This window comes from Lysinibacillus sp. RS10, assembly GCF_041956855.1.
In the GTDB taxonomy this organism is placed as follows: Bacteria; Bacillota; Bacilli; order Bacillales_A; family Planococcaceae; genus Lysinibacillus; species Lysinibacillus xylanilyticus_A.
This window is the reverse complement of the sequence record NZ_CP167122.1, coordinates 120,105-136,723: the sequence shown is the minus strand read 5'-3', so window position 1 is coordinate 136,723 and position 16,619 is coordinate 120,105. Positions and strand designations below refer to the sequence as shown.

17 protein-coding genes are annotated in these 16,619 nt (G+C 34.0%); 6 read left to right on the top strand and 11 right to left on the bottom strand.

The window, feature by feature from the left end:
• Nucleotides 1-37 precede the first annotated feature (37 nt).
• Entirely contained in the window at nucleotides 38-901 is an 864-nt protein-coding gene (locus ACB089_RS00805) for a DMT family transporter (RefSeq protein ID WP_374964765.1), read from the bottom strand.
• The gene (locus tag ACB089_RS00800) at nucleotides 898-1,809 is read right to left on the bottom strand and encodes a DMT family transporter (protein ID WP_374964764.1); all 912 of its coding nucleotides are present in this window, start codon (nucleotides 1,807-1,809) and stop codon (nucleotides 898-900) included. Before ACB089_RS00800 ends, ACB089_RS00805 begins: the two co-directional genes overlap by 4 nt.
• Before the next feature lie 115 nt (nucleotides 1,810-1,924).
• Here ACB089_RS00800 and ACB089_RS00795 point away from each other — a divergent pair, with 115 nt between their 5' ends.
• Nucleotides 1,925-3,262, top strand: coding sequence for a PLP-dependent aminotransferase family protein (locus ACB089_RS00795; RefSeq protein ID WP_374964762.1), 1,338 nt, complete (start codon nucleotides 1,925-1,927; stop codon nucleotides 3,260-3,262).
• A gap of 89 nt (nucleotides 3,263-3,351) precedes the next feature.
• Nucleotides 3,352-3,594 (top strand): group-specific protein, encoded by a 243-nt coding sequence (locus tag ACB089_RS00790; RefSeq protein WP_374964761.1) that lies wholly within the window; start codon nucleotides 3,352-3,354, stop codon nucleotides 3,592-3,594.
• A 49-nt stretch (nucleotides 3,595-3,643) separates the two neighbouring features.
• On the opposite strand, the gene ACB089_RS00785 is transcribed toward ACB089_RS00790, so the two are convergent.
• The 8 genes from ACB089_RS00785 to ACB089_RS00750 all read right to left on the bottom strand — a co-directional run bounded on the left by ACB089_RS00785 (nucleotide 3,644) and on the right by ACB089_RS00750 (nucleotide 10,510).
• Complete coding sequence (locus ACB089_RS00785) at nucleotides 3,644-3,802, bottom strand: DUF1540 domain-containing protein (RefSeq protein ID WP_068985017.1); 159 nt, start codon at nucleotides 3,800-3,802, stop codon at nucleotides 3,644-3,646.
• A gap of 644 nt (nucleotides 3,803-4,446) precedes the next feature.
• Nucleotides 4,447-5,709, bottom strand: a complete 1,263-nt coding sequence (locus ACB089_RS00780) for an erythromycin esterase family protein (protein ID WP_374964759.1) — start codon at nucleotides 5,707-5,709, stop codon at nucleotides 4,447-4,449.
• Between the two features lie 103 nt (nucleotides 5,710-5,812).
• Nucleotides 5,813-6,550: an ABC transporter permease gene (locus tag ACB089_RS00775; RefSeq protein WP_374964757.1), complete on the bottom strand. Its 738-nt coding sequence runs from the start codon at nucleotides 6,548-6,550 to the stop codon at nucleotides 5,813-5,815.
• Nucleotides 6,550-7,260, bottom strand: a complete 711-nt coding sequence (locus ACB089_RS00770) for an ABC transporter permease (RefSeq protein WP_368638352.1) — start codon at nucleotides 7,258-7,260, stop codon at nucleotides 6,550-6,552. The genes ACB089_RS00775 and ACB089_RS00770 overlap by 1 nt, the downstream gene beginning before the upstream one ends.
• Nucleotides 7,257-8,168: an ABC transporter ATP-binding protein gene (locus tag ACB089_RS00765; protein ID WP_374964756.1), complete on the bottom strand. Its 912-nt coding sequence runs from the start codon at nucleotides 8,166-8,168 to the stop codon at nucleotides 7,257-7,259. Before ACB089_RS00765 ends, ACB089_RS00770 begins: the two co-directional genes overlap by 4 nt.
• 59 nt (nucleotides 8,169-8,227) lie before the next feature.
• On the bottom strand, nucleotides 8,228-8,374 hold the full coding sequence (locus ACB089_RS00760) for a hypothetical protein (protein WP_374964754.1): 147 nt from the start codon (nucleotides 8,372-8,374) through the stop codon (nucleotides 8,228-8,230).
• Nucleotides 8,375-8,474: 100 nt separating this feature from the next.
• Nucleotides 8,475-9,845: a histidine kinase dimerization/phospho-acceptor domain-containing protein gene (locus ACB089_RS00755; protein ID WP_374964753.1), complete on the bottom strand. Its 1,371-nt coding sequence runs from the start codon at nucleotides 9,843-9,845 to the stop codon at nucleotides 8,475-8,477.
• Nucleotides 9,842-10,510, bottom strand: coding sequence for a response regulator transcription factor (locus tag ACB089_RS00750; protein WP_374964751.1), 669 nt, complete (start codon nucleotides 10,508-10,510; stop codon nucleotides 9,842-9,844). Before ACB089_RS00750 ends, ACB089_RS00755 begins: the two co-directional genes overlap by 4 nt.
• A gap of 456 nt (nucleotides 10,511-10,966) precedes the next feature.
• Here ACB089_RS00750 and ACB089_RS00745 point away from each other — a divergent pair, with 456 nt between their 5' ends.
• From ACB089_RS00745 to ACB089_RS00730, 4 genes are all read left to right on the top strand, one after another.
• Nucleotides 10,967-11,701, top strand: coding sequence for an ABC transporter ATP-binding protein (locus ACB089_RS00745; RefSeq protein ID WP_374964749.1), 735 nt, complete (start codon nucleotides 10,967-10,969; stop codon nucleotides 11,699-11,701).
• A gap of 29 nt (nucleotides 11,702-11,730) precedes the next feature.
• A complete protein-coding gene (locus ACB089_RS00740; RefSeq protein ID WP_374967631.1) occupies nucleotides 11,731-13,698 on the top strand; it encodes an FtsX-like permease family protein in 1,968 nt (655 codons plus the stop codon).
• 75 nt (nucleotides 13,699-13,773) lie between these two features.
• Nucleotides 13,774-15,363: an ATP-binding protein gene (locus tag ACB089_RS00735; protein ID WP_374964748.1), complete on the top strand. Its 1,590-nt coding sequence runs from the start codon at nucleotides 13,774-13,776 to the stop codon at nucleotides 15,361-15,363.
• A complete protein-coding gene (locus ACB089_RS00730) occupies nucleotides 15,332-15,946 on the top strand; it encodes a response regulator transcription factor (RefSeq protein ID WP_374964746.1) in 615 nt (204 codons plus the stop codon). Before ACB089_RS00735 ends, ACB089_RS00730 begins: the two co-directional genes overlap by 32 nt.
• A 68-nt stretch (nucleotides 15,947-16,014) precedes the next feature.
• Here the strand turns inward: ACB089_RS00730 and ACB089_RS00725 are convergent, their stop codons facing one another.
• Entirely contained in the window at nucleotides 16,015-16,455 is a 441-nt protein-coding gene (locus ACB089_RS00725) for a VOC family protein (protein ID WP_068985027.1), read from the bottom strand.
• Between the last annotated feature and the right edge of the window lie 164 nt (nucleotides 16,456-16,619).

Sequence of the window (16,619 nt, the reverse complement as noted above, 5' to 3'; positions counted from 1 at the left end):
TAGTTCACACTAAAGATCCAGCTTCCTTGCCATTTGCCTAGTCGCTTTTGATAGTCTGTTTATTAGATAACAAAAGTGCACAAAGAACAATAAATATCCCTGTTATATGTTGCAATGATAATGATTCGTTTAAAATAAAATAACCCAACAGTACACCTACTACAGGAACAATGTAATTACTAAAGGAAGCAAATAATGCACCCTCTTTTTGAATTAAAAGATTATATAGCATGTATACAATCCCTGCGTGAAAAATTCCTAAAATAACAATCGAAGCTGTTTGTAGGCCATTTATATCCAAAAGTAATGGCCTTTCAAAGATAAAGGCTAATGGTAACAATATGATAGTAGCAATCCATAATACATTTCGCATATGAACAACTGGCGAACCATCATCTAATTTTTCCATTAAAATTAATGATAGTGCAAAGCTAATTGCAGCCAATAGCAGGAGCACATTCCCTAACAATGTTCCTGAGCCGTTCATTGCTTGTGTCGGCCATGATAGAATGATCAATCCTAAAAAACCCAATAAAATGCCGACAAATTGAAACTGACTTACGTTCTTTTTAAAGAAAATAACGTAAAGGACTAAAGTGATGATTGGTACCGTCGCTATAAGCATAGATGCAATACTGCTCGATACATACTTTTGACCTTGGGCAATAAGGATAAAGGGTAACACTACTTCAAAAAAAGCAATTCCAACATACAATTTAATGTCGGTCGAGCTATTTTCCCTTTTTAAAAATAGGCTAATAAAGGTTAAACATAGAGCACCGATAATGGCTTTTAGCAAGGATAGAGTAACTGCTCCAACCTCACTCGTTACTAACGCTACGAAAAAAAATTGAGAACCCCAAATACAGCTTATTAAAAGTAAAAGAATATATTTTCTCATTGTGCTCCCCTCTTATGTCCAAAATAGTTAGTTCCAATCACGCCTATAATAATGACTATTCCACCAATCAAATGGTAGACATGAAATGTTTCCTGTAAGAAAATGACGCCCGCAAGTATTGTAATAAGCGTGGCAAAATTACTAAAAACACTCATTTTAGAAGCTTCCAATATCGATAAAGTATAATTTGATAAGTAGGAAGTAATAAGGGAAGATAGAATACCTAAATATAAAATAGCTATAACAAAATCGACATGCTCAAAAGGTTTGAAAAATTGAAGAAGCGTACCATTTATTAAGTGATTTCCAATTGCTAGTCCATTAAAAATGACAAAACCGCATAATGTCATCACATATGTTAATGTCACTAATGAATATTGTTTTGTAAGCTTTCTTGCTAAAACGTTATATAGAGATGCCGCGCATGCTGAAAGTAATATAAACCCACTCCCGATTAAATTTTCTGAGCTAGCATTTCCATTGTTCATAAAAAGCATATAGATAACGCCAAATACTGATAAACTAATGAATGTAAGCTGTTCACGTGTAGCTTTTTCCTTTAAAATCACACTTGCAAGTACTAACGTAAAAATAGGAATTGCCGCTTGAATAATTCCAGCCTCTGTAGAGGAAATTCTTGCGAGTCCAAGCACTTGAAAAGTGAAAAAAGCTATTGGATATAACAGTGCCAAAGGTAGAATTCGTGCTACATCCTGTTTATTAATTTTCAACTTATTCTGTGTAAAGACTATTAAAATAACGATACCAATTAGTGCGATAGTAAATCGATGTGCAAGTGTATCTATTGGGCTTGCTACTGTCAATGTAACTTTAACAAACATAAATGAAAGCCCAATAACGAAAGCATAAATAATCGCTGCCACATATGCCTTTCTTTTTGCTGCCATATGATGTACTCCTTCTCTTCATTCCGGCCGGTAAAGATATCGTAATAAAAATTAAAGACTCGCACGATACAAAAAACACACATCTGTACCGATACAGATGTGTAGGAGGATGTATATGCTTAAGTATGAATTAATTTATTCTAAACTAATGAACCAAATACAAACGGGTGCCCTACAGGCTGGTGCAAAGCTTCCCTCTATCCGTACTTTATCTCAAGAATTTTTTTGTAGTAAAAGCACCATTTTGAAGGCCTTAGAAAAGCTAGTAGGTCAGCATCTTATATATGCCTTACCCAAAAGTGGTTACTATGTTGTGGACAATCAACTTCCGTATAAGCCACAAGTGTACAATTGTATAGATTTTGCAACATCATCACCCAGTTGGCATTCGTTCCCATATAAGGATTTCCAGCATTGTATCAATAAAGCCATTGATACATATCAAGCAGACTTATTTCGATATGGTACACCAAAAGGTTTGCCTTCACTAATTATAGAAGTAAAAAAATTGTTAGAAACGTATCAAATATTCACAAAGGAAGATAATATCTTTATCACTTCTGGTGTCCAGCAATCTCTCTCATTGTTAAGTGTTATGCCCTTTCCTAATAATCGGACAACCATTCTAGTAGAACAGCCTAGCTACCATCTATATATGGATTATTTAAAAACATATAAAATACCAGTAATGGGCATCAAGAGAACTTTAGATGGCATAGATTTAGAAGAATTAGAGATTATGTTTAAAAAGCATGACATTAAGTTTTTTTATACAATGCCACGACTGCATAATCCTCTAGGTACTGCCTTTAGTAAAAAAGAGAAGGATGATATTCGTAAGCTCGCCTATAAGTACAATGTTTATATCGTTGAAGATGATTATTTAGCAGATTTCGATCTAAACAAAAAAAACGATCCACTATTTACAGATGATGCTGAAGAGCAGGTTATATATTTAAAAAGCTTCTCTAAAATTATGTTTCCTGGCTTGCGCATTGGGATTGCTATTTTACCAAATACACTCATCGATATTTTTCAGAAGCATAAAAATACAACTGATATCGATAGTTCTATGATTTCACAGGCTGCGCTAGAGCTATATTTAAAAAGCGGTATGTTTGAGCGTTACCAAAAGAAAGTTAGCGAAGCATATACAATACGTGCCAAAATACTTCAGCAATCCATCAAAACTTATTTGCCCCAATATAAAGCTTCTACAGAAATTTGTATGCACAGTCATATCGTATTGCCTAGGGAAGTCAATACCAATATGCTCATACAGCATTTGGCACAGCAGGACATTTATTTAGATACAATTGATCGTAATTATTTAGATGGATTCTATCGTGAACGAATTTTAAAGCTAAATGTTTCGAATGTTGATGACAAAAAAATCGAGCTAGGTATAAAGAAAATTGCTCACTCCCTCAGCAGTCCTAACAACTACTTTTAATGGATCCGGATTCATTAAAAATCATTCATGAAAATAATTCACAAGACATATATTTAGACATTATAACTCGGTTCAATAAGGAGGGTTCCATGCAATCTGAAAAATTGCGACTAAGAAAGATTCAACATCTAGCCTATGAAATTACGGATGAAATGAACGGAGGGAAAGAACTTACTCAGTTAGACACATTGATTCCTGTTATTGATAATTTATCGCGTGCAATTGGTGATCTAACAGATTCATTTGGAAAGTATTCTTTAGACAATGTAGAGGAAAGAGTAAAAAATGCTCATTCATTATTGTTTAACAAGGACAGCGTAAATATGTACTAATCGAACGTTGGAAAAAGGGTAATCATAAAAATGATTACCCTTCCTACAATTAATGCGTATCAGGTTCAAATGTTTTGCAGTCGGTTTCTTCACTATTAGATGCCTGCTGTCCCTTTTGACTTACAACATAAATTTTTTCTGCAGTACATTTGTTTCCAGAATCCCAAAATGTACAGTTATTGACTTCACAAAGAATTTCTTGTGCCATCGTTTTCACACCTCCTCTTTTGTTATCATTAACAAAATCGAGGTGTTCAATACTTATTAATAGTAGGTTAATCCGCAAATCGGTTCTATTGTAATTTACGAAAGAACACCAATTCTGGCTATTTTCTAGTATCAAAGCCGCGAAGACCTAACCCCTTAACCATTTGTGGACACTTTTTCCTTACGCTCTTTTAATGAATACTTGTAGAAGAAAAATAAAAGTCAACTACCATTTACAGGTTATTGGACTTACGGTCAACATTATTTAACTTTTCAGATATTTCTTTCAACAACATATTACTTTCACGTTGAAGTTTAATCAAAGTCATCGCAAACCATATAACAAAAATGATAGGTAGAATAGTAAAAGTTATAGGTATTATTGAAAAGAACCCGCTCATATGTCCTGTTCCTCCTGTACTTTTCTAGTTATGTTAGTACCATATCATTAGCTATAAAAGTTGCAAAATCACTTTTTTCTGTGAATTCCACAATTTTTGATAAAAATTATATTTATCTTCAAAAAGCTTCATTCTAATTATGCTATGATTACTTTATCCACAAGTGATGACATTTGGGTTCATATACAAAAATACTATTACCTATTTGGAGGTAATAGCATTTTTATGTTGCATGATGACGTTGTTATTCAATAACTTCTGTTGGAGTTGCCTCTTGAACAAGAATAATGCCATCATAAGCTTCTTGAGGTGTCATTTTAATTGTATAAAGCATCTGTGTGAACTTGTACCAAAAGCTAAAGTCATCACCGATATTCCCCATTCTCTGCTTCTTAGCAAGAATTTCTGCTAACTCGTCAGATTCACTCGCTTTTTCAAAATCTACATAGAAAATATTTTCCTTAACTTCGCTGAAAGCATCGATTAATGCATTATGATGCTTAACTGTATAAGTTTTTCTTTCACCAGATCCATTTTGTGCCTGAAACGTATTGTTAACAAAGTCAGTTCCAATGGCAAAGTACGCATCTTTATACTCTTCGTCTAAGTATTGACCCATAGATGTGTATCCTGCCATATTTGCAGAAGTTTTCTCTATATGTCCATTATGAGCAGACATTAATACTTTATCATGACCTTGAGCCGCTTCAAAATCGACAATCCATTGTAAGTTGTTAGCTAAATATTTATCACGAAGATTCATATAATCACTGTCATTTAAAAATAATTGCGTGCGTTGTTTCATGATTTGTGCATATTGGGCAGCAAATAAATAGGCTTCTTTCGATGATTGCTTTATATAAGCTTCTTTATTTGTTTGCAAATCCTTTATAATTGCATCAATATTTCTGTCTAGTTCTTTTAGTTGATCATTCTTTAAATCGCGCATTGTCTTATTTGAAACGTGTTGTAACTGGGCTGCATATTCCTTTGCTTTGTCCTGATCAACTGCTTCATAATAATCCAATAACCCTTTTTTACTAAAATCATAGCGTTGCATATCGTTACCGTAAAAATAAATTTTATCTTTCTCATCGGCAGTCATGTTATAATCATGCATCCATTGAACAAAATCAATCATTTGCTCCGTTTTATAGATACCATAATCCAAAGCTTTTACCGCTTCCTCAGCTGTGCCAGTACCATTTAAAATAAACTGATTGATTTGCTGAGCGCCACCAAAATCGCCTTCTAATACAAAAACACGGACATTTTCATTTTTTATTAAAGCCTGAAATACATCCTTCTTTAATGTTTGGAATTCAACATTTCCGTGTGTCGCTTCTCCGAAACCAATTACTTTCACATCATTCGGAATATCTATATCTTCAACTGCAGATGTATACTTTGGAGCATCATTAACGGCTTCTCCCTTTCCACACCCCGCTAAAGATAATAAAAGAAATAATGCTGAAATTAATAAAAAGCTCCTTTTAACAAATACCATTTTAAAAAATCTCCCTTACTCTATTAAATTCCTGTACTCGCCCAATTGGTGAAGGCTGATAAACAGTGGAGAAGAAGAAGACCCCCACCGTTTAAAATCCACTTTATACAGCTTTTCGTTGGAAGTATAAATATCCACCAAGGAAAAACAGTAAGAACCCTCCGCCTACAACTGTTAATAATTGATCCCAAGGCACAAAGAATACCTCACCTGTATCGCCACCAACATTCATCATCAAGAAGGGCTGACCCCATGGATAGTAAGGTCCAAAACGTTCGGAATTGACTGCTAAGATAGAAGGTAAAGTAAAAATGACGTTTACTGCAAATGGAGCAGCAAAGCTTTTAAACATAACGGACGTCCACAGCTGCAACGCGACTAATGGCCATGTTGCTACCCATCCTCCAACAATACTTTTCCATACAATCTCCATTGGGAAAGGATCTGTGTAGCCTTTTATCAAACCTACTGCATATATAGAGCATAAATATAGTATCTGCATCGCCAACACAAGCAGCATAATTAATACATACTTTGCAACAAATACTTTCCCTCTTGTAACAGGTAATGCTAAAAGTTGTTTCCAGCCACCAGATTGATGTTCATATCTACAAATAACACTCGCAAATACGCCTGAAATTAAAGGCAGGAATAATAATGCATATGTTAAATTCATGGAAATTAAAGAGACGTACCATTCATTAATTTCAGAACCTATTAAACCATTCATAGTGTTTGATGCTAATCCTATAAAAAGTCCGATTATAGGTCCTGCCAAAATTAATGGCACCATTTTAGATTTTCGCAATTTAAACCATTCAGCGCTCAGTATAGATCCCATTACTTTACATCCCTTCTAGCAAAATCGATCGTTCCGATAATATACAGTACAATACCAATGCCTATTCCAAGCATGACATTAATAATCGGCTCATCCCATTGATTCATTAACGATGGCCATTTCCAAATCATCCAATCAGGTAAAAAATATGATGAGTAGGCAAAAATCACGCCAAAAATACCTACTGTTATTGGTATCCCCTGATTATGACAAACGCTTGCAATCCAAAGCTGAAGTGCTAATATTGGTAGCGCTGCAAAATATGGATAATAACTAAATTTAGCAAGTTCCCCAAATGGTATGCTATCACCTAAATCTAAAAACACGCCATAAGCCATCGTAACTAACATTAACAACGTGGAAGACAAAAACAATAAAATGGCTAGCACTGTGAATTTCGATAAATACACCGTTAATTTTGAAACAGGTAATGCAATTAATTGCTTCCAAGCATTTGTTTCGTTTTCAATGCTCGCCATAAATGAAGTTAAAATAGCAATCCCTAAAACAATAGCAAGTGGTGTAAATGAATGAACATTTAATAAATAGTAGCCCCAATCGTCCTCACTTTGTTGTAGCAAATAGTCCTTCCTTATGCCGTAATTCACCATTTGCAGTGCAACAACACCTATGGGTCCTAAAGCTGTTAAAAACCATAATCCTTTGCGTTTAATTTTCAAAAAGTCAGAAGTTAACAGTTTTCCTATCATAGCGCTGACTCTCCTGATGTCATTTGAAGGAAAATCTCTTCTAATGATCGTTTCTCTTCCTCTACTCGGTAAACCGAAATGCCTTCTTGTACGAGGATTTGTACAATATGTGCTACTTTTTCATCTGAGCATTCATCGAATAAAATCAGGTCATCCTTATGTTCTGCCTTAATGCCATTTGCTACTAGTGAACGCCAGCCCTTTTCACCATTGCTCACCTTAATTAATACCTTTGGCTGAGCAAATCTACGCATTGCTTCAATTGAATCTTGGAAAATCATTTTTCCCTTCGTAACGATCCCCACTTGTGTAGCCATTTGATCGATTTCTGATAGTAAATGACTTGAAATAATAACCGTCATCCCATATTCTGAAGGCAATCGTTTAATCAAATTACGGATTTCGATAATACCTGATGGATCAAGACCATTCGTTGGTTCATCTAAAATAAGTAATTCAGGATTGTGTAGCAAGGACGCTGCAATACCTAAACGTTGCTTCATCCCAAGTGAAAAGCCCTTTACTTTTTTATTGGCAACATCCTTCAAACGAACAATTTCTAATACTTCATCGATGCGTGATTTCGGTACACCCAAAATTTTTCTTAACGCTTCTAAATTTTCATAGGCCGTTAAATGTGGATAATAGGAAGGGTTCTCTACCAATGAACCGACCTTTGCTAAAATATTTATTCGTTCCTTCGTTAAATCTTTTTGGAAGATTTTAATTGTCCCAGAAGATGGCTTCATCAGCCCAAGAAGCATACGAATAGTCGTCGTTTTTCCCGCTCCATTCGGTCCTAAAAATCCATATATTTCTCCTTTACGTATTTTTAAATTTATATTTGATACAGCTTGCTCTTTACCAAAGCTTTTTGATAAATTTTCTGTTTGTACGATATATTCCATTGTCCTCACCTCTGTCATTATCATAGTCAATGAAGGTTAAAAGCAGGTAAGGGTCAAGTTTAAATTTTGTTTAAAAAAGACACTTTATCATAACGTGGGTTGATTTCCGTTCTGGCTGGGCGCTTTGCCGCTGACGCTTCGCTTTCGCGCAGAGCAGAGCTTCCTGGGGGCGTCCGATGAGCCGCTAATCCCCAAGGAGTCTGCATGGATTAGGAATCCAAAAAACAGCATGCCATAAGCTTTGCTGGCATACTGTTTGGACAATTACTGAAATGAAGCATGCCGTAACATGCTTCACGAATTATTCTATTTATAATGTTTAATTTTAATCTTTGTGCCGGATTCGCTTGACTCAATATCCCAGTCTAAATCCATGCCCTTTACCATGATATCAACGATAGATAAGCCGATGCCCGCACCTTTAGCATTGGATTCATTTTTCATACCGTTTCCGTGATCTTTAATGATAAATGCATCATAGTGCTCCGTCGATTCGGTTTCCACGCCAATATATTTCCCGCTATTTGCATGGCGTAATACATTTTGAAATAAATTATCAAAAATACGTCCAAGCCAAATCGGATCAACTTGCCATTCATTTTTCTCAAATGGATGTAGCTCAATATCGATTTCAAAGCCTTCTTTTTCGAATACCGGATACCATGTTGTCATTTGCTCACGTACAAATCGTATAACGTTGATTTCTTTTTGTTCAAATTTATATTTACTAGCCATTAGTAAAGTATAGGACATTAAATTTTCTATTAAAGCATCGATATTTACAATCGATATTTCCATTGCTTTAATAGCCTGTTGCCCCTCTTCTGATAGTTCCTCTTTGCTGAGAGAATAAGATTGCGCTCTAATTTTCGTTAAAGGGGTACGTAGGTCATGTGATAGATTAGCAATCAGCTCTCTTCGTAGCTGTTCTTCCCGCTGCTCACGATTTTTACTCTCCCTAAGCTCACATACCATTCGGTTAAAGCTTTGTTCTAGCTGACCAATCTCATCCATCTTCTGGACCTTCGTTTCAATAGGTAAGCCGTCTACATCGCGAACTTCCATCGCTTCTTGTAAATATAATAGTCGTTTCCGAATACCTCTGAAAAACAAGAACGAGACTACAATAAAAAACAAAATAAAGAAAATTATACCGATCAATACAATGGCACTATATTGTTCATAAACATTCATAATTGGTGGCTTAAATAATGCTTTTGGAATTTCAAAAACAATAAAACCATTAGATTCATCATCACCTAAAAAGGAAATGACTGTAAATGGATCACCGCCATAACGCTGTTTAATAAATTTTGTAGTATACGCTGGTGTCCATTTGGATGGAAGCTGTTCTTCCACGTTAACTGTTGTCAGCAATGTTCCATCCTCGCTTACCCAAAACATAGAAGCTTCTGGGTATTGCTTTTGCCAATTTTTAAAATGCTGAGTAATTGCTTCATCTGTAAAGTTTTTGATACTTTTAGCTTCTGTATGCCATTTCTCCTCTATTTCACTTTCAAGGAGAACCTCATCCGAAGGTCCACTTCTTGTAATACCTAGCACAGAAATAGGGATGACGAGAAAAGCTATTTGAACAATCGAAATGGCTAGTAAAATGATGAGCATATACTTAGCTAATAATGATCGTAGAAAGAAAAATGATCGGAAAAATTTCATTGCTTCACCCTGTATCCAATACCACGGATCGTTTCAATAATTGTCGGCTTCGCTGGATCTATTTCTATTTTTTCTCTTAAGTATCGAATATGCACCATTAATGTTTTATCGCCTTCTATGTAACTTTCACCCCAGACACCTTCATAAAGCTGTTCCTTTGTTAGGATTTGATTTAAATGGCGAATAAAATATTGAAATAAATAGAACTGCTTGCCTGTTAATTGAACCTCTTCATCTGTCTGCGTATTCATGATTCGCATTTCTTTCGTAAAAATTTTAAGATGCTGAAGATCCAGTACATCGTCGTTCTTTTGATATCTTCTTAACAATACTTCCACACGCGCTACTAGTTCATCAGGATGGAATGGCTTCGTTAAATAGTCATCAGCGAAGTTAAGCCCCTCTATTTTATCCTCCACAGCCGTACGTGCTGACAACATCAAAATAGGGATTTCTTTATTTTCTCGCTTAATTCTTTTACCAATTGAAAAGCCATCTAATCCAGGCAGCATCACATCCAATATCGCGATATCCTTAAAAGCTATGTGTTGGTCGACCTCTTCACCAGATTCAAGCCATGTCACCTCATAGCCTCTTTCCGTTAAATCCTTCATCACCCATTGGCCAATCTCTTTTTCGTCTTCTATGTACAATATGCGAAACAATGTTCATCCTCCTAATCTATGTATTCATATAGCCTTAAAAATAACGTTATACTAAAAAACCATATTTTGCATTATATAATTTCAAATAGGCTCTTCACCATAACGTGTAGTTAATTTCCGTTCCGGCTGGGCGCTTTCCTCGGGGCAACAGGATGTTGGTCACGAAGGCGTTATCACAGGACGTGATGGTTTTAGCCTTCTTTCCTCTATCGCTGATCCCCAAGGAGTCACCCAGCCTCCACTCCAATCAACTTATATACAAGGCATATTTAACAAATGTCATCCACAACTTTTGGTGAAGAGCCTTCAACTATTTATTCTATTTGAAATTTATGTAACAGCTCTTCCCACTATCTCTCCCATCTCCATTGCCAAAAAGATTGCGTTTTTTACTCATGTGCCCTTTCGGATTGAATAATAAACTTGTCGTATTGATGGACTGAAAGGAGCAAAAAGATGAATACATTAGTTTCTGCAAAAAACGTGACAAAAATTTATAACAAAAATCAAGTGCCTGGACTCAATAAAGTATCTTTTGACATTCAATCTGGTGAATTTGTTGGAATTATGGGGGCATCTGGATCAGGAAAAACAACTTTATTAAATATTCTATCAACAATTGATACGCCTACAGATGGTGAAATTTTAATTGATGGTGTTGATATAAAAACACTCAATGATAACCAATCTGCTGATTTTAGAAAGGATCATTTAGGCTTTATTTTTCAGGAGTATTTTTTACTTGATAGCTTATCCGTAAAGGAAAATATTGCAGTACCCCTTACTTTACTGCACAAATCTCCAGAAGAAATAGATTCAACGATCAACTATTTAGCAAAGCGTTTTGGGATATTCGAACAATTATCAAAGTACCCTAGTCAGCTTTCTGGCGGGCAAAAGCAAAGAGTTGCCGCAGCCAGAGCAATTGCGAAACAGCCAAGTATTTTATTTGCTGATGAACCAACAGGCGCACTAGATTCACACTCTGCAACTGAGTTACTTCAAAAGTTAAGAGAAGTAAATGAGGAACTCCATACTACTATTTTAATGGTAACTCATGATGCTTATGCAGCAAGTTTTTCAAGTAGAATTCTGCTATTTAAAGATGGAAATATCATAAAGGAATTAAAAAGAAACCATCAAACTAGAAAACAATTCTTTGAAGAAATATTAAAGGAAATCTCTAAATAAAGACTAAAGGGTGAAAGGAATGCATCATGGTGGGATTATTAACAATTGCAAAAAAGAATTTGAAGAATAATTTTTCCTTCTATTCATTCTATTTCGTTTCTGTAGCCTTTGTACTGACGGTATTCTTCTCCTTTATTTCATTTTCCATGAACAGTATTGTTTTGGAGAAAATTTCGTCAGATGGCAGAGTAGAAACAATGTCAAAAGTAGTAGCGATGTTTGTTATGGCATTTGTATTATTCTATATGTCTTATTCTAATACCTTCTTTATGAAAAAAAGAACGAAAGAACTTGGGATTTATTCGCTCTTAGGGTATCGGAAGTCGACTATGGTAAAACTATTAACGCTCGAAAATATTTTAATTTGTTTCGCTGCTTTAATTGTTGGAATCAATCTTGGTGCTGTTGCTCATAAAGGAATTGTTGGAGCGATCGTCAAATTATTAAAATTACAAATTGAAACTTCCGAAATTCCATTTATTAATATAAACGCTGTTGTATTTACATTTATTTTTATATTCGCTATTTTAGCTGTCTTATTATTATCAAACTGGATAATCCTTCGGAAAAGTTCGTTACTGATGTTAGTACGATTGGATAAGAAGGAAGAAAAACAAATAAAAATTAATACAGCCTTGTCGTTCATTGGGCTACTTTTTATTTTGTTCGGTTATTTTTTAGCTCTTGATATTACAAGAGGAACTCAATCGTTGTGGAAAACAATAGGTTTTTCACCTATTGCACTTGTAACAATGGTAAGTGTTGTTCTAGGTACTATTTTCTTTATTCATTCTTTTTTACCATTCGCTATTCTAAAGTTAAAAAAGAAGAAAAGCTGGTTTTATAACGAATCCAATATTATTATCATTCCAAACTTTATTTTTAAAATCCGTTCGATGGCAAAGACTTTAATTTTATTAACTTTATTAGTATCAGGAACTTTAGCTTTATTAGGCTCTACTGTCCTGACTCTTTACCATCCAGTTGTTGCCACAGAACGTATTATTCCGTCAGCTATAGAATTCCCGGTGGAGGACAAACAACTGGCTGCTGAGGCAATCAAAATTGCAGAGGGTACTGCTGGCAAAGAAAATGCGAAACACAAAGAAACAACTATTATCTATATAACATCGCCTTCTCATAATTTACCGCAAGAATACAGTATTAAGGAAGAGCCAGGATTTGATCTCATCTCCGAATCAGATTATAAGAAACTAATACGTAATCAAGGAAAAAATGTAGAATTCGAAAATTTAAATGACAATGAAAGTATTTTAGTTAAATATCGACCTGACAAAAAGAAGCTAGATAAAGGGAATATTTATACCTTAAACTTAACACCTACAAATAGTGTAGATATAAAAGTCAAAGACACGACATTACTTAACCCAATAGGATTTGCCAATAGTGTCGGAACGCTAATTATCTCAGACAAACTTTACAAGGAAGTAAAATCCTTCGGGCTACCAGAAAAGACGATGATCAGCATTAATGGGACGAATATGAGGGAAAGTAAAGAAGTTTACGAAAACTTAGCTCCGCTATTTAAAAATAACAACTATTTTTCAAGTAGCTACCAAAAAGTAGACTTCCTTATCCAACAAAATAGTTCAACATTCTTACTTATTAGCTTCGTTACAATTATCTTTTTTATTGCAACAGGTAGCATTCTATATTTCCAAAATCTATCAAATACTATGTCAAAAAAAGATGAATTTGCTATTCTACAAAGAATGGGCTATAACAAGAAAAAAGTAAAAAAAATAATTAGTAAAGAAGTTTTTGCAATCTTTAGCATCCCCTATGCATTAGGGTTAGCACACAGTATTTTTGCAGTAATCACATACAAAACCGCTTTAATGGACGACTTATTAGGAAAAAACAGCGCCTTTATATTACCTATTCTATTCGCAGTCATAGTTTTCACTCTTGTATATATCATTTATTATTTGTTAACGAAACGAGCATGTAATAAAATTATTTTTGATAGTAAATAGTAAAAAATTACAGATAGAGCTGATGTACATGCATCAGCTTTATCTGTATGTAATCTAGTAAAGGTATGTGAACGGATGAAAAAGTACTATGAACACAAACAACTTTTTATTTTATTACATCAACTTTTTTTAATTATTTTTTTATGCTATGAGTTTTTGCAGGAAAGTATTATAGGAACAACAAAATTACTACCATTAGTACTTATAACGATTATGGTTTTCTACGGAGCATATATCCATTTTATAAATATTAAAGAAAATACAACACTATCGCAATTTTCTAATTTGTTATTCCTTACAGCATGGCAATTTTTACTTACCCTTAATGGAAACCCCTTTTTTTATACACTAAGCATAGTACTTAGTGTAGTCATTCTATATATGACCGTACAATTTTTGCTCTTGTTCTTTTTCCAAGATTCCATCTATATTTATAAAAAGGAAAAAGATTCGGTTTTAAAAATGATATGCCTATTAACACTCGTTTCAAAATTGATTAATGATACACTTTTTGCCTTTCTATTTTCATTTCAAATAATTGTAAGTTTCACTTGCATGGTCTTTCTATTTTTGAAGCATCGAAAACGAATTATATTTGTCTTAAAAAATGAAAAAAAGCATTTACTTCAATCTGTTACGATTCTTATAGTTCCCCTTTTTGGATATGCTGTGTTGTTTGCAAATAGCCCTGAACACTTAAATAATTTAGGATGGTATACAGTCATTTTTTTACCTTTATTTAGTATCCACGCAATTGCTTTTAAAAATCATAAATTTATGAGGAAATATTTTCTTTTAAAAGAATATAAAATGGGGCTAATATTGTTATGTTTTCTTGTTTTCATTAGTTCACTTGGCATGTTGTTTCAATTCAATATGATTACCTATTTTATTATCCTACATACAATTTTTTGGTTTGTGTTGCTTTATTTCACCTTGTTATTTCATGACATTAAAACTAAATTGCTATATTTTGATACAGAACAACCAAAAACATTCCCTGAAAGTTCTTACGTACAGCATCTTGTACAAATAGTTAAAGAAGAGAAGTTAAAAATTTCTTTTTCAAATTATTTACATGATGAAATATTACAGGATATATTAGCCGTTAAAAATATGATGAATAAATCTAATAAACAAGAGGTTCGTGAAATAATCGTGAATACGCTGGATGATTTAAACTTGTCTATACGTGAACAGATGCAGGAATATCACCCGACCATATTAAAAACGCTCACATTAAAAGAAAATTATAGTAATTTAATTAATATGATTCAGCAGAAATTTGGAAATAAAAATATAGACATCACATTTAACTGCAATGATGATTTCTTTTTAGTTGAACCTTATCATTTAGTTATATATCGAATAGTAAAAGAACTAGTAACAAATGCGTTCAAACATTCTAAATGTACTAATCTGGTAGTAAAACTTGCACTGAATAATGACGAAATAGAGCTTATAGTAAAGGATAATGGGATTGGTCAAGTAGATCATGAAAATTATGAACCTAATGACCATAGAGGTTGGGCTTCTATCAAAGAGCAGTTATTTTTATTGAATGGCAACATGTTAATTTCAAAATGCTCTCCTTCTGGCTTATGTATTACTATTGTTATTCCCATGAAAGGAGATGAATCCTATCAATATTTTATTAATAGATGATCACGCTCTGTTTGCTAAAAGTCTTGAGATTGTCTTAGCAGATTCCCCTGAAATAGAACAATTTCATTCATTACAAAATATTGAAAATGTCATTTCAGTTATCAATGAATTTAAACCTACAATTACGTTAATAGATATAAATTTAAGTAACATCAGTAGTGAGGACGGACTAGGATTAGCAAAGAACATTTTAGCTAATAAATGTTCTACAAAAATAGTCATATTAACAGGGTATGATTTGCCTGTTTATCGGTATGAAGCTCAAAAAATTGGCGTCAGCGGGTTTATTAATAAAAACATTATGCCAGATAAGTTACTACAAACTTTAGTAGAAATTAATGAGGGTACCTACTATTTTCCGTTACCCGCGGATTATATCGAAGAATTGACCGACAGTGAAAAACAAATATTACAATTGCTATGCGATGGATATAAGCGTAAAGAAATTGCATCTATGTTATTTGCAAGTGAACGTACAATTTCAAACCATATTCAGCATATATTTAATAAGCTAGATGTGTCCTCCTCGCTAGAGGCAGTGACAAAAGGAATAAAATTAGGCTATATTCAGCCAAATTATTAACAAATGTAAAAACAGAGCATGACAATCACAATGATGAAGACATGCTCTGAAATGTCACATATATGGTTTTACGTAATAATCAACATATCATTATCATCAAACTGCCACATGTCTCCGTAGGCCACTTCCCAATAATAGCCGTTTGGATCTTGGAAATAGCCACTATAGCCTCCCCAGAATACTGTTTCGGGTTCCTTCACGATTGTTGCTCCTGCTTCTTTAGCCAAATCAAATACTTGATCAACTTCTTCTTTAGACTTTCCGTTATAAGCAAGTGTCATTCCGTTAAAGCCGTTGCCGATCGCTGGTGGATTTGCTTCGTTAATATCTTTTGCTAAACGGTCAATCGGAAACAAGGAAATTTTTGTTCCTCCATTATTAAAGAAAATAACATCAGGATTTGTTTCTTCCCCATAAACAATCACTTCAAATCCTAGACCTTCTCGATAAAATCTAAGTGACTCGACCATATCTTTTACACCCAATGTGATTAAATTTAAACGGTTCATCTCACTATCTCCTTTATAAAAGTCTCAATTACTTATTCTCTTTTTAGCATTGAATTCCCTTTTCGCCTTTGTAAACCACTCATTTTGCTACAGACTAAATACTTTATTAAAGCTGAACCATGTGGACAAAGAAAAATTTCTAACGATGAACCTTTGATATCTCA

What these genes read in the sequence shown, in the direction of transcription:
- ACB089_RS00745 (WP_374964749.1), top strand. Translation starts at nt 10,967, where the DNA reads ATGAATACATTAGTTTCTGCAAAAAACGTGACAAAAATTTATAACAAA.
- ACB089_RS00760 (WP_374964754.1), bottom strand. Translation starts at nt 8,374, where the DNA reads ATGCAGACTCCTTGGGGATTAGCGGCTCATCGGACGCCCCCAGGAAGC.
- ACB089_RS00790 (WP_374964761.1), top strand. Translation starts at nt 3,352, where the DNA reads ATGCAATCTGAAAAATTGCGACTAAGAAAGATTCAACATCTAGCCTAT.
- ACB089_RS00785 (WP_068985017.1), bottom strand. Translation starts at nt 3,802, where the DNA reads ATGGCACAAGAAATTCTTTGTGAAGTCAATAACTGTACATTTTGGGAT.
- ACB089_RS00735 (WP_374964748.1), top strand. Translation starts at nt 13,774, where the DNA reads ATGAAAAAGTACTATGAACACAAACAACTTTTTATTTTATTACATCAA.
- ACB089_RS00795 (WP_374964762.1), top strand. Translation starts at nt 1,925, where the DNA reads ATGCTTAAGTATGAATTAATTTATTCTAAACTAATGAACCAAATACAA.
- ACB089_RS00755 (WP_374964753.1), bottom strand. Translation starts at nt 9,845, where the DNA reads ATGAAATTTTTCCGATCATTTTTCTTTCTACGATCATTATTAGCTAAG.
- ACB089_RS00775 (WP_374964757.1), bottom strand. Translation starts at nt 6,550, where the DNA reads ATGGGATCTATACTGAGCGCTGAATGGTTTAAATTGCGAAAATCTAAA.
- ACB089_RS00730 (WP_374964746.1), top strand. Translation starts at nt 15,332, where the DNA reads ATGAATCCTATCAATATTTTATTAATAGATGATCACGCTCTGTTTGCT.
- ACB089_RS00805 (WP_374964765.1), bottom strand. Translation starts at nt 901, where the DNA reads ATGAGAAAATATATTCTTTTACTTTTAATAAGCTGTATTTGGGGTTCT.
- ACB089_RS00725 (WP_068985027.1), bottom strand. Translation starts at nt 16,455, where the DNA reads ATGAACCGTTTAAATTTAATCACATTGGGTGTAAAAGATATGGTCGAG.
- ACB089_RS00770 (WP_368638352.1), bottom strand. Translation starts at nt 7,260, where the DNA reads ATGATAGGAAAACTGTTAACTTCTGACTTTTTGAAAATTAAACGCAAA.
- ACB089_RS00765 (WP_374964756.1), bottom strand. Translation starts at nt 8,168, where the DNA reads ATGGAATATATCGTACAAACAGAAAATTTATCAAAAAGCTTTGGTAAA.
- ACB089_RS00780 (WP_374964759.1), bottom strand. Translation starts at nt 5,709, where the DNA reads ATGGTATTTGTTAAAAGGAGCTTTTTATTAATTTCAGCATTATTTCTT.
- ACB089_RS00800 (WP_374964764.1), bottom strand. Translation starts at nt 1,809, where the DNA reads ATGGCAGCAAAAAGAAAGGCATATGTGGCAGCGATTATTTATGCTTTC.